This window comes from Streptomyces sp. NPDC102402, from assembly GCF_044765765.1.
Lineage (GTDB): Bacteria > Actinomycetota > Actinomycetes > Streptomycetales > Streptomycetaceae > Streptomyces.
On record NZ_JBIWKR010000007.1, the window covers coordinates 74,580 to 86,388 of the forward strand.

Annotated in this window: 14 protein-coding genes and 1 riboswitch; of the genes, 4 read left to right on the forward strand and 10 right to left on the reverse strand. The window is 69.9% G+C overall.

Annotated features, from left to right (window positions below; all coding sequences use genetic code 11):
- Nucleotides 1-154: 154 nt before the first annotated feature.
- The 8 genes from ACIRJR_RS21300 to ribD are packed head-to-tail and all read right to left on the reverse strand — an operon-like array spanning nt 155 to nt 6,027.
- Nucleotides 155-622: a PH domain-containing protein gene (locus ACIRJR_RS21300; RefSeq protein ID WP_403783042.1), complete on the reverse strand. Its 468-nt coding sequence runs from the start codon at nt 620-622 to the stop codon at nt 155-157.
- A gap of 38 nt (nt 623-660) precedes the next feature.
- The gene (gene hisG / locus ACIRJR_RS21305) at nt 661-1,509 is read right to left on the reverse strand and encodes an ATP phosphoribosyltransferase (RefSeq protein WP_403783045.1); all 849 of its coding nucleotides are present in this window, start codon (nt 1,507-1,509) and stop codon (nt 661-663) included.
- 55 nt (nt 1,510-1,564) lie between these two features.
- Nucleotides 1,565-1,837, reverse strand: coding sequence for a phosphoribosyl-ATP diphosphatase (locus tag ACIRJR_RS21310; protein ID WP_014157415.1), 273 nt, complete (start codon nt 1,835-1,837; stop codon nt 1,565-1,567).
- A gap of 35 nt (nt 1,838-1,872) precedes the next feature.
- On the reverse strand, nt 1,873-2,358 hold the full coding sequence (gene ribH, locus ACIRJR_RS21315; RefSeq protein ID WP_033304266.1) for a 6,7-dimethyl-8-ribityllumazine synthase: 486 nt from the start codon (nt 2,356-2,358) through the stop codon (nt 1,873-1,875).
- Between the two features lie 23 nt (nt 2,359-2,381).
- Nucleotides 2,382-3,668 carry a bifunctional 3,4-dihydroxy-2-butanone-4-phosphate synthase/GTP cyclohydrolase II gene (locus ACIRJR_RS21320; RefSeq protein ID WP_403783048.1) on the reverse strand — a complete coding sequence of 429 codons (1,287 nt, stop codon included), beginning with the start codon at nt 3,666-3,668 and terminating at the stop codon, nt 2,382-2,384.
- Nucleotides 3,665-4,309 (reverse strand): nicotinamide riboside transporter PnuC, encoded by a 645-nt coding sequence (locus ACIRJR_RS21325; protein ID WP_403783051.1) that lies wholly within the window; start codon nt 4,307-4,309, stop codon nt 3,665-3,667. Before ACIRJR_RS21325 ends, ACIRJR_RS21320 begins: the two co-directional genes overlap by 4 nt.
- Nucleotides 4,306-4,926, reverse strand: a complete 621-nt coding sequence (locus ACIRJR_RS21330; RefSeq protein WP_403783054.1) for a riboflavin synthase — start codon at nt 4,924-4,926, stop codon at nt 4,306-4,308. The genes ACIRJR_RS21325 and ACIRJR_RS21330 overlap by 4 nt, the downstream gene beginning before the upstream one ends.
- The gene (gene ribD, locus ACIRJR_RS21335) at nt 4,927-6,027 is read right to left on the reverse strand and encodes a bifunctional diaminohydroxyphosphoribosylaminopyrimidine deaminase/5-amino-6-(5-phosphoribosylamino)uracil reductase RibD (protein WP_403783057.1); all 1,101 of its coding nucleotides are present in this window, start codon (nt 6,025-6,027) and stop codon (nt 4,927-4,929) included. It abuts the gene before it with no gap.
- Between the two features lie 163 nt (nt 6,028-6,190).
- Nucleotides 6,191-6,321: riboswitch (FMN riboswitch) on the reverse strand.
- A gap of 262 nt (nt 6,322-6,583) precedes the next feature.
- Between ribD and ACIRJR_RS21340 the strand changes: the two genes are divergently transcribed.
- Both ACIRJR_RS21340 and ACIRJR_RS21345 read left to right on the forward strand, forming a co-directional pair.
- Nucleotides 6,584-8,953, forward strand: a complete 2,370-nt coding sequence (locus ACIRJR_RS21340) for a chitinase C-terminal domain-containing protein (RefSeq protein WP_403783060.1) — start codon at nt 6,584-6,586, stop codon at nt 8,951-8,953.
- Between the two features lie 31 nt (nt 8,954-8,984).
- On the forward strand, nt 8,985-9,266 hold the full coding sequence (locus ACIRJR_RS21345) for a hypothetical protein (RefSeq protein WP_403783671.1): 282 nt from the start codon (nt 8,985-8,987) through the stop codon (nt 9,264-9,266).
- A 73-nt stretch (nt 9,267-9,339) separates the two neighbouring features.
- On the opposite strand, the gene ACIRJR_RS21350 is transcribed toward ACIRJR_RS21345, so the two are convergent.
- A complete protein-coding gene (locus ACIRJR_RS21350; RefSeq protein WP_403783063.1) occupies nt 9,340-9,594 on the reverse strand; it encodes a DUF397 domain-containing protein in 255 nt (84 codons plus the stop codon).
- Nucleotides 9,591-10,475, reverse strand: a complete 885-nt coding sequence (locus tag ACIRJR_RS21355; RefSeq protein WP_403783066.1) for a helix-turn-helix domain-containing protein — start codon at nt 10,473-10,475, stop codon at nt 9,591-9,593. The genes ACIRJR_RS21350 and ACIRJR_RS21355 overlap by 4 nt, the downstream gene beginning before the upstream one ends.
- Nucleotides 10,476-10,771: 296 nt before the next feature.
- On the opposite strand from ACIRJR_RS21355, the gene ACIRJR_RS21360 reads away from it, so the two are divergent.
- Both ACIRJR_RS21360 and ACIRJR_RS21365 read left to right on the forward strand, forming a co-directional pair.
- Complete coding sequence (locus ACIRJR_RS21360; RefSeq protein WP_403783069.1) at nt 10,772-11,047, forward strand: hypothetical protein; 276 nt, start codon at nt 10,772-10,774, stop codon at nt 11,045-11,047.
- Nucleotides 11,048-11,274: 227 nt separating this feature from the next.
- Entirely contained in the window at nt 11,275-11,748 is a 474-nt protein-coding gene (locus ACIRJR_RS21365) for an ATP-binding protein (protein WP_403783072.1), read from the forward strand.
- Nucleotides 11,749-11,809: the final 61 nt, after the last annotated feature.

Sequence of the window (11,809 nt, forward strand, 5' to 3'; positions counted from 1 at the left end):
GGAGGGAGTCACTCCTTGGGTCGCAGGAATGTGCCCCGCGGGCATCGAGGGCCTTCTGGTGCGGGGCGGGGCGCACCCGGTGCGCCGCCGGATCCAGAATAATCGGGATCCGGCCGAACGGGGCAGGGGGCTCAGCCGTTCTCCGTGGCGTCCTTCACTCCGCTGCCGCGGTGCCGCCGTGGAGTTCCGTGAGGCCACGCAGCGCGCGGGCGTCACGGATGGCCTGCTTCTTGGCCATTCCGGGCTGGATCCCGAGTGCGGGCATGCTGGTGCCGTCGCTGAGGTCGAGGAAGACCCACGGGTCGCCGGCGCGCAGATTGACGCGGAGGATCTCCGCCCAGGCCAGTCGGCGCGTACGGGTGATGTTGACGACCGTGACCCCGGTCTCGTCGGCGATGACGTGGGGCCTGCTGAGCAGGGCGAGGACGCCGAAGAAGAGCAGGGCGACGAGGACGAAGCTGGTCCGCTCCCCCGTGCCGAGGTTCTCCAGGGTCATCGCGACCGCCGTGATGACGACGAACGTGGCCGCCCCCACGGCCAGCAGGACCACCCGGGTGAGGGTCGGCCTGAAGGTGGCCGGGAGTGCGGGGAGTTCGGTCGGCCTGGGCGAGGGGGCGGACATGGCGGCGCTGTGGTCCTTAGGTGTGCGGGGGCCGGCCGTCAGAGGCGGCAGGCGTGGATGGCCGTGGTGAGGATGGCGCGCGCGCCCAGCTCGTACAGGTCGTCCATGATCCGCTGGGCCTCCTTGGAGGCGACCATGGAGCGGACGGCGACCCAGCCCTCGTGGTGCAGCGGGGAGATCGTCGGCGACTCGAGCCCGGGGGTGAGGGCGACCGCGCGCTCCAGGTGCTCGACGCGGCAGTCGTAGTCCATCATCACGTAGCTGCGGGCCACGAGGACGCCCTGCAGCCGTCGCAGGAACTGCTGCACCTTGGGGTCGTCGGCGACGGCACCCCTGCGGCGGATCACGACGGCCTCGGACGTCATGATCGGCTCGCCGATGATCTCGAGGCCGGCGTTGCGCATGCTGGTGCCGGTCTCGACGACGTCCGCGATGACCTGGGCGACACCGAGCTCGATCGCGGTCTCGACGGCGCCGTCGAGGTGGACGACGGATGCCTTCACGCCGGCGTCGGCGAGGTGCGCGGCGACGATGCCCTCGTACGAGGTGGCGATCGTCATGCCGTCGAAGTCCTGCGGGCCGGCGGCCGTGCCGGGCTTGGTGGCGTAGCGGAACGTCGACCGGGCGAAGCCGAGCTGGAGGATCTCCTCGGCGTCGGCACCGGAGTCCAGCAGCAGGTCACGGCCGGTGATCCCGATGTCCAGGCGGCCGGAGCTGACGTAGATCGCGATGTCGCGCGGCCTCAGGTAGAAGAACTCCACCTCGTTCGTGGGGTCGACGAGGACGAGCTCCTTCGACTCCTTGCGCTGCCGGTAGCCGGCCTCATGGAGCATCGCCATCGCAGGCCCGGAGATTGCACCCTTGTTGGGGACGGCGATGCGCAGCATGAGGTCAGGTTTCCTTTGTGCGAAGGGGTTCCGGGAACGTGCGGGCGGGGCGTGCTCAGAGGTGGGCGTAGACGTCGTCGAGGGAGATCCCGCGGGCGACCATCATCACCTGGACGTGGTAGAGCAGCTGCGAGATCTCCTCGGCGGCGGCTTCCTTGCCCTCGTATTCGGCGGCCATCCAGACCTCGGCGGCCTCCTCGACGACCTTCTTGCCGATGGCATGCACGCCCTTGCCCACCAGCTCGGCGGTGCGGGAGGTGGAGGGGTCGCCGTCGGCGGCCTTGAGCTGGAGCTCGGCGAAGAGCTCTTCGAAGGTTTTGTTCGCCATGATGGTCCTTAGAATACGGGGTCCCGGACCGCTGCTCAGCGCCAGGGTTCGCTGACGGTGCGCAGTGTGGCCGCGGTGGCCACCGCCGCGGTGACCGCTTCGTGGCCCTTGTCCTCGTTGGATCCCTCGAGCCCGGCCCGGTCCAGGGCCTGTTCCTCGTTGTCACAGGTGAGTACGCCGAAGCCGACGGGGACCCCGGTGTCGACCGTGACCTGGGTCAGGCCGTTGGTCACGCCCTGGGACACGTATTCGAAGTGCGGGGTGCCGCCGCGGATGATCACGCCGAGGGCGACGATCGCGTCGTAGCCGCGGCCGGCGAGCACCTTGGCCACCACCGGGAGCTCGAAGCTGCCGGGGACGCGCAGCAGCGTCGGCTCGTCGATGCCCAGATCGCGCAGCGCGCGCAGGGCCCCGTCGACGAGTCCGTCCATGACCTGCTCGTGCCACTGGGCCGCGATCACCGCCACCCGCAGGTCCCCGCAGTTGCGTACGGACAGTTCGGGTGCGCCCTTGCCGCTCATGTCTCTCCTGTGTTCGTCGTCGGTTACTGGTTGCCGCAGGCGGACGCGGGGGCGTCGAGCCAGGGCAGGTCGTGCCCCATCCGGTCGCGCTTGGTGCGCAGGTACCGCAGGTTGTGCTCGCCGGCCTGGACGGGCATGGGCTCACGCCCGTTGACCTCGAGCCCGTGGCGGACGAGCGCGGCCGTCTTGTCCGGGTTGTTGGTCATCAGCCGCAGGCTGCGTACGCCGAGGTCCCGCAGGATCTGGGCGCCCGCCGCGTAGTCCCTGGCGTCGGCGGGGAGGCCGAGTTCGAGATTGGCGTCGAGGGTGTCGGAGCCGCGCTCCTGGAGTTCGTAGGCGCGCAGTTTGGAGAGCAGTCCGATGCCGCGGCCCTCGTGGCCGCGCAGGTAGACGACGATCCCACGGCCCTCGGCCGTGACGCGCTCCATGGAGGTGTGCAGCTGGGGGCCGCAGTCGCAGCGCTGCGACTGGAAGATGTCGCCGGTCAGGCATTCGGAGTGGACCCGGACGAGGACGTCCCGGCCGTCACCGATGTCGCCGTGGACGAGGGCCACGTGCTCGACGCCGTCGACGGTGGAGCGGTAGCCGTACGCGGTGAACGGACCGAAGGTGGTGGGCAGCCGGACCTCGGCCTCACGGCGCACCGTGGGCTCGGCGCTGCGGCGGTAGGAGATCAGGTCCTCGATGGAGATGATCGTGAGGCCGTGCTTGCGGGCGAACGGGACGAGCTCGGGCAGCCGGAGCATCACTCCGTCCTCGCCGGCGATCTCGACGATGGCGCCCGCGGGGCGCAGCCCGGCGAGCCTGGCCAGGTCGACGGCGGCCTCGGTGTGGCCGTTGCGGACGAGGACACCGCCGGTGCGGGCACGGAGCGGGAAGATGTGGCCGGGACGTACGAAGTCGGCAGGGCCGGCCCTGCCGCCCGCCAGCATCCGGAGGGTGGTGGCGCGGTCGGCAGCGGAGATCCCGGTGGTGACTCCGTGTGCCGCGGAGGCGTCCACGGAGACGGTGAAGGCGGTCTTCATCGACTCGGTGTTGTGCGTGACCATCTGCGGGAGTTCGAGGCGTTCCAGCTCGTCGTTCTCCATGGGCGCGCAGATCAGGCCGCGGCACTCGCTCATCATGAAGGCGATGATCTCGGGGGTGGCCTTCTCGGCGGCGATGACGAGGTCGCCCTCGTTCTCCCGGTCCTCGTCGTCGACGACGACGACGGGCCGTCCGGCGGCGATGTCGCGGATCGCCTGTTCGACGGGGTCGAGCGAGAGGTCCTCGTGGCCGCGGTCGTGCATCCAGGCGGGCTGGGCAGTCATGCCGTGGCTCCTTCCAGAGCGGGTGTCCGCGTACGCAGCCACCAGTCGCGCATGCCCCACAGGACGAGGGCGCCGTAGACGACGTAGATGAGACCGGAGAAGGCGAGACCGCTGTGGAAGTTGAGCGGTACGCCGACGAGGTCGACGAGGAGCCAGGCGAACCAGAACTCGACCATGCCGCGCGCCTGGGCGATCATCGCCACGAGGGTGCCGGCGAAGATGTAGGCGTCGGCCCAGGGGCTCCAGGAGAGGGACGGGAAGGCCGTGAACAGCCCGCCGACGGCGAGCGTGCCGAGGGCGGCGCCGCCCACCAGGTAACCGCGCTCGCGCCAGGTGGCGAAGCGTACGGCGAGTGAACCGTCCTGCGCCTGCTGCCTGCCGCGGGTCCACTGCTGCCAGCCCCAGACGGCGACGGCGACGACGATCAGCTGCTTGCCGACGCTGCCCGCCTGCTGCACGGAGACGTTGGCGGCGACCAGGACGACGCCGGACAGGAGCTGGGCGGGCCAGGTCCACACCGAGCGGAGCCAGCCGAGGGCCAGGGCGATCAGGCCGATCGTGTTGCCGATCATGTCCGACCAGATGATGTGCTGCCCGAAAGCGGTGAACGCCTCCGAGTTCAGCCAGTCCAGGGCGCTCATGCGACCGGCCCTCCGGATGCGGGCACGACGCCGTGGCCGAGCAGTCGCTCGACGTACTTGGCGAGGACGTCCACCTCGAGGTTGACCGGGTCGCCGGTCCCCTTGATGCCGAGGGTGGTCAGCGCGAGGGTGGTGGGGATGAGGCTGATGGTGAAGTGGTCGGGGCCCGCCTCGACGACGGTCAGGCTCACTCCGTCGACGGTGATCGAGCCCTTCTCCACGACGTAGCGGGTCAGGCCGGCGGGCAGGGAGATCTTGACGATCTCCCAGTTCTCGGAGACCTCGCGCCCGATGATCCGGCCGGTGCCGTCCACGTGTCCCTGGACGATGTGCCCGCCGAGGCGGCCGCCGAGCGCCATGGGGCGTTCGAGGTTGACCCGGGAGCCGGCCGCGAGCGCGCCGAGGCTGGAGCGGTCGAGCGTCTCGGCCATGACGTCGGCGGTGAACTCGTCCTCCCCGAGGTCCACGACGGTGAGGCATACACCGTTGACGGCGATGGAGTCGCCGTGTTTGGCGCCCTCGGTCACCACGGGGCCGCGCAGTCGGAAGCGGGAGGCGTCGTCGAGCTTCTCGACGGCCGTGACCTCACCCAGTTCTTCGACGATTCCGGTGAACACTCAGTTTCCCTTCCGAGCAGGAACAGGGACGGCGGTGATGCGCAGATCGGGGCCGATCCGGACGGTCTCGGTCACATCGAGGCGCAACGCCTGGGAGATGGTGGAGATTCCGGCGTCGGCGAGGGCCGCCGGGCCCGCGCCGAGGAGAACCGGAGCGAGATAGCCGACGACGGTGTCGACCGCTCCCGCGGCGACGAAGGAACCGGCCAGGACCGGCCCTCCTTCGAGGAGTACGGAACGGATGCCCCGGCCGTGGAGGGCCGCGAGCAGGGCGTCGATGTCCAGACCGGGCCCCGCGGCGGCGCGGGGCAGGCGCAGCACGGAGTCCTCCGGGAGGTGGCCGGCCTCGGCGTCCTCGGCGACCGCGATCAGCGCGGGCGAGGTCCCGTCGAGGACCCGGGCTCCGGGCCTGACGGCGGTGGCGCCCGTGTCGACGACCACCCGCAGGGGCTGTACGGCGTCCTCGATGCCGCGCGCGCCCAGTTGGGGGTCGTCGGCGCGGGCGGTGCCGGAGCCGACCACGACGGCGTCTGCCTCGGCGCGCAGCCGGTGGACGTCGGCGCGGGCCTCGGGAGAGGTGATCCAGCGGCTGGTGGCGTCGGCGGCGGCGATGCGGCCGTCGAGGGTGGCGGCGTACTTCCACAGGACGTACGGGCGGCCGAGGCGCACCGAGGTGAGCCAGGCGATGTTGCCGGCCTCCGCCTCGTCGGCGAGGAGGCCCTGTTCCACCTGGACGCCTGCGGCGCGCAGGGTGTCGGCACCACCTGTGGCCTGCGGGTTCGGGTCGCTCACCGCGTACACGACGCGGCGGACGCCGGCCTCGGTCAGCGCCTGGGCGCAGGGGCCGGTGCGTCCGGTGTGGTTACAGGGTTCGAGGGTGACGAAGGCGGTGCCGCCGCGGGCGCGCCCGCCGGCCTCGCGCAGGGCGTGGACCTCGGCGTGCGGCCCTCCGGCGCGCTGGTGGAACCCTTCACCGGCCCGGTCACCGTCGGCGTCGAGGATCACGCATCCGACGACCGGATTCGGGCTGGTGGCGCCGAGTCCGCGGGCTGCGAGCGTGATCGCCCGCCGCATGGCGTTGTTTTCGGCTGCGGTGGCCACCGGGTCCTCCTGCCTCTTCGGGCACGGACTCCGGGGCCTGTCGATGACGACAGATGAAGCGGACCGCAACAGGGGAACGCCGAAAACCGGCTGAACGGACGAGGCGATCCGGAGCATCCCGGAGACCCACGTCCGCCGACGGCGGCGTACCTGTGACAACCCGCCGCGCACTGCCTCCCATCCGGACTTTCACCGTCGGTCCAGGAATCTCACCTGGTCAACCGGCCGCTGGATGCGGACGGGTCGCGGACTATAACCGCCGGTTCGGAATTACACCGACCCCGGAGTGCGCTGCTGCTGGTACAGGGCCATTGTGCCACGTCACACAACCCCACATGCGGGTGACTTCTGTGGGACGGCTCACAGCCCTCCGGAGCGGCGCCGGGCAGGGACAGCACTCACGAGATGGTCCAGACCTATTGACTCATTGGTCTAGTCCTCTTAATCTCTGCGTCACCTCCGAGGAACGCTTCCGGGTGTGCGCACACCCGGTACACCGCACAACCCATCCCCTTAGCCAGTTGTGTTCTGCCGACCTCCCCAGGAGGAACAACACATGCTGTCCCCCACCCGCGTGAGAACCACCCTGCTGGCTGCCGGCGCCGCCGCCGGCCTGCTGCTGGGCTCTCTCACCGCGTCACCGTCGGCCGCCGCCGCCGACCAGGAGTCCTGCCGCCCCGACGGGCTCTACGAGACCCCCGGCGTCGACGTGCCCTACTGCTCCGTCTACGACACCGAAGGCCGCGAGAAGATGGGCGCCGACCACCAGCGGCGCGTCATCGGGTACTTCACGAACTGGCGTACCGGCAAGGACGGCAAGCCCGCCTACCTCGCCTCGGACATCCCGTGGGACAAGGTCACCCACCTGAACTACGCGTTCGCGCACGTCGACGGCGGGAACAAGATCTCCGTGGGCGCGGACGGCCCCGGCAACGCCTCCACCGGAATGACCTGGCCGGGCGTGGCGGGAGCCGAGATGGACCCCGCCCTCCCCTACAAGGGCCACTTCAACCTGCTCAACAAGTTCAAGAAGCAGCACCCGGACGTGAAGACCCTGGTCTCGGTGGGCGGCTGGGCCGAGACCGGCGGCTACTTCGACGACAAGGGCGACCGGGTGGACTCGGGCGGCTTCTACTCGATGACCACGAACGCCGACGGCTCGGTGAACCAGAGCGGCATCAACACCTTCGCCGACTCCACCGTCGCCTTCATCAAGAAGTACGGGTTCAACGGGGTCGACATCGACTACGAGTACCCGACGACGATGAAGGACGCGGGCAACCCGCTGGACCACACCCTGGCCAACGCCCGTCGCGCCGGTCTCGTCAAGAGCTACGGCGCCCTGATGAAGACGCTGCGCGAGAAGCTCGACCGCGCCTCCGCCGCCGACGGCAAGCACTACCTGCTGACGGTCGCGGCCCCCTCCTCCGGCTATCTGCTGCGCGGGATGGAGACCTTCCAGGTCCAGAAGTACCTGGACTACGTGAACATCATGTCCTACGACCTGCACGGCGCCTGGAACGAGTACGTCGGCCCCAACGCCTCACTCTTCGACGACGGCAAGGACGCCGAACTGGCACAGGCCGGTGTCTACTCGACCTCCCAGTACGGAGGCGTCGGATACCTCAACACGGACTGGGCCTACCACTACTTCCGCGGCTCCATGCCGGCCGGCCGCATCAACATCGGGTTGCCCTACTACACCCGCGGCTTCAAGAACGTGCAGGGCGGCACGAACGGACTCTGGGGCAAGGCCGCCACCACGGACTGCCCGGCGGGCGCGGGCCTGACCAAGTGCGGTGACGGAGCGGTCGGCATCGACAACCTCTGGCACGACCTGGACACGAACGGCAAGGAGTCCCCGGCCGGATCCAACCCGATGTGGCACGCGAAGAACCTGGAGAAGGGCGTCGTCGGCGACTACGTCACGCAGTACGGCCTCCCCGCGTCCACGAAGCTGACCGGCACCTACGCCCGCAACTACGACTCGACGCTCGTCGCGCCCTGGCTGTGGAACGCCCAGAAGAAGGTGTTCCTGTCCACCGAGGACGAGCAGTCGGTGGCCGCCAAGGCCGACTACGTCGTCGACCAGGGCATGGGCGGCACGATGATCTGGGAGCTCGCGGGCGACTACGCCTACGACGCGGCCAAGGGCCAGTACGGACCGGGGTCCACCCTGACCTCGTCGCTGTACGACGCCTTCAAGTCGGCCTCCCCGTACGGCGCGAAGCGGTCCACGATCGACCTGCCGTCCGAAGCGCTCGACATCGACGTGTCCTTCGACCAGTTCCCGCTGGGCGACTCGAACTACCCGATCAGCCCGAAGCTGAAGATCACCAACAACACCACCGCGACGCTGCCCGGCGGCACGGAGTTCCAGTTCGACTACGCGACCTCCGCGCCGGCCAACGCCAAGGACCAGTCCGGCTTCGGCACGAAGATCGTGCGCAGCGACCACACCGCGGCCGGCAACGTCGGCGGGCTGAAGGGCGACTACAACCGCGTCTCCCTGAAGCTGCCGTCCTGGCAGACGCTGGCTCCGGGAGCCTCCGTACAGCTGGACTTCGTCTACTACCTCCCGACGTCCACCCCGTCCAACTGGACGGTGACCTTCGGCGGGTCCACGTACGCCCTCGCCGGTGACCTGGCCCGCGGCACCACCGTGGTCCAGCCGGGGACGGGGAGCACGCCGACCCCGACCCCGACTCCCACCCCGTCCTCGACGGCCACCCCGACGCCGAGCCCGACCCCGACCCCGGGCGGCGGCAGCTGCTCCGCGGCGGCGTGGAGCGCAACGGCCGAGTACGGAGGCGGTACGACGGTGAGCCACGGCTCGCACACCTGGAAGGCCCGGTGGTGGACCAAGGGCGAGACCCCCGGCACCACCGGTGAGTGGGGGGTCTGGCAGGACCTCGGCGCCTGCTGACACCACCGCTCCCGCACCACACCGCCCCGCGGTGACCGGCAGGACGCCGGTCGCCGCGGGGCACGCGCGTGCCGCGGGCGCACCCCTGTCCGGCCGGCACGCCACCACCCGGACGCCGGCGCAGCACCGGCGCCGCAACTTCGGCAAGGTCTTCGACCGGACCTTCGCCGACAAGGCCGACCACATCGAGACGACCGCCGGCACAGGGCGTCAGCACTTCGGCCCCGACAAGAGTTTCCGGTCCAGCCTGGACCGCAGCGCTCGACGGGCCGCGTGGCGAATGATCCGCCGCGAGGAGAACGTGGACGAGTAGGTCCCAGTACGTACGGGAGGGACCCGACGCGACGCCGGTTCGGCGTGCGATGGGGCCCTCCCGCGGACGCTCCTCAGCCGACGACGAGCCCGACGAACCCGGCCCACGCTCCGGGGCCGACCGTCAGCACGGGGCCGCCGGCCTGCTTGGAGTCGCGGATGTGCACGTGGTTGGCGGCGGCGGCAAACTCCACGCACTCGCCACCGTTGCCGGTGCTGTAACTGCTCTTACGCCAGGCGACCTCAACGCAGTCGCCACCTTCAGCCCCGCTGTAGCTGCTCTTGTGCCAAGCAAGCTCCTGCGAGGCAGAGACTTCGGCGGTGTTCATAGCTCTCCCAGCAACTTCTCGATGAACCCCAAGGACTCTCGCGGAGTGAGAGCCTGGCTCCGGATGATCCCATAGCGGGCTGCGGCGAGCCGCGTCTCGTCCCGATCGCTTAGCCAATTACTGCGCCCTTGCGCCTCGGTATACACAAGCTGTTCCCCGCCCTTGCGCGTAACCACTGTGAAGGCACCGTCCACCCCGGCGTTGTCGTCGCGATCGAGCGGCATCACTTGGATCTCAACATTTCGGAACCGGCCGAACTTCAGCAGCTGTGCCAACTGGCCACGCAGAACGGCTGGACCGCCCAACGGGCGTCGCAGAACGGGCTCCTCCACAACAAAGCTCATCAGGGGTGCGGGCCAGCGGCTGAAAATCTCCTGCCGTGCCAAGCGCGCAGATACCCGTTGCTCGATGGTGTCCTCGTCGAGCAACGGTCGTCGCATGGCGAGAACAGCGCGCGTGTACTCCTCGGTCTGCAACAGGCCCTTGACCATGTGCGTGTCGTACGCGCACAGCTCGACCGCCTCAGCCTCCAGCCGCGCCATGTCCCGGAAGAACGCCGGATACTGCGACCGCGCCAGCTCCTCCTTCAACGCCACCAGCAGTCCCCCGGCGTCCAGCACCAGGTCCGCCTTGTCGATGAACTCCGGTTGCGGAATCCGCCGCCCCTGCTCGAACGAGGCCACCGACTGCGCCGCGTATCCCACTCGCTTGCCGAACTCCACCCGGTCCAGCCCCGCCCTCATCCGCAGCAGCTTCAACTGCCGCCCGAACGCGACCGCTACACCGTTCTCCGCCTTGCCCTCCGGCCGGGCGGTGGCGCCCGACGAGCGCTCCGCGCCCTCCTCCGTACCCACGCCCGCATCCATCTCGTCCTGCGTCATCCGCCACCGCCTGTCCCCGTACGCACACGCACCACGTCCGTCGCGCTCAACCGTCACACAACAGCCGGCACTTCACAGCGCAACCGGCAGGACGACGTCACCCACCCACGTCTGCGGCCCCGAAACCACCGCGCCCGCCTTGTCTCGTCCCGCTCGGGCACCGTAATCACCTGCTCGCACGCCTGCACAGCGTTCCGCAGGCAGGTCCCTCCAAAGAGTGGGTACAAGCGGGCCGACGCTCGTCCATCCCCTCCACCCGTGGAATCGCCTAGCCCCTCCAAGGCCTCCCCGCGCAGGTGGACTCCCCCATCGGCCTCCTACGCCGCCGCCTCACCGACAAGCTCCCGCCCCAGGTGACCAGCAGCCCGGTTCCTGCCTCGGCCGCCGCCCCGGGAAGCCGCCTGCTGGCGGAATGCACCGAATGCGGCCGCCCCGGCGCACCCGAAGCCCTCCCCGACGGCCTGTGCCGCCCCTGCCGGACCACCCCGCCCGAGGCGCTCGCCACTCCACCTGCCGAACGCGACGTACACACGCTGGTCGGACACCTCCGCGACCTGACCCGCCTGCCCTGACCCGGCCGGGGCAGGCCATGAGGGGGAGAACGGGTGCACCGACCCAAGCTCCGCGAAATCGACTGGACCGAGGCGACCGACGGCGCAGGGCAGGCTCCAAGTCAACTGACCTCGCGCATTCCCGCCTGCCCCTCGTGCGTACAGGCTTCACACACACCGCGTACAGGCGCTCCATGACAGCACGTCACCACTGGCCACCTTCAGGCATGGCGGAGCAACGTTGAGGAATGACCAGCACGCAACCGCCCCTTCCCGTCCGCCCGGCCCGTACCCCTCGCACCCGTTTCCCCTGGCACCACTTCACGATGCGTTTCAGTTGCACCCCGCGCGGCGCCCGACTTGCACGGCGCCTGGCCGGTGAACGCCTCGACACCTGGGGCATTCCGTACGGGAGTGATGCGCACGATGCGTTGCTGCTGACCGTTGCCGAGCTCAGCAGCAACGCGGTGCGCCACGGTCACGTGTCCGGCCGCGACTTCCGCCTCCGCCTCTCCGCCGAAGGCACGGCTGTCCGCATCGAGGTCACCGACACCCGGGGCGAACGCCTCCCCGCCCCCGCCGACCCGGACTCGCCCGATCAGGAGGGCGGCCGCGGCCTCCTGTTGGTCGCAGCCCTCGCCGACCGCTGGGGCTGGTACCCCTGCGCGGATGGGCCGGGAAAGACGGTGTGGGCGGTTCTGGAAGTCTCCCCGCGCTCGTAGCGGCAGGATCCAGCCAGTAGGCGATGTCACGTTGCACTCGAAAATCCGTGCGTGTGATGAT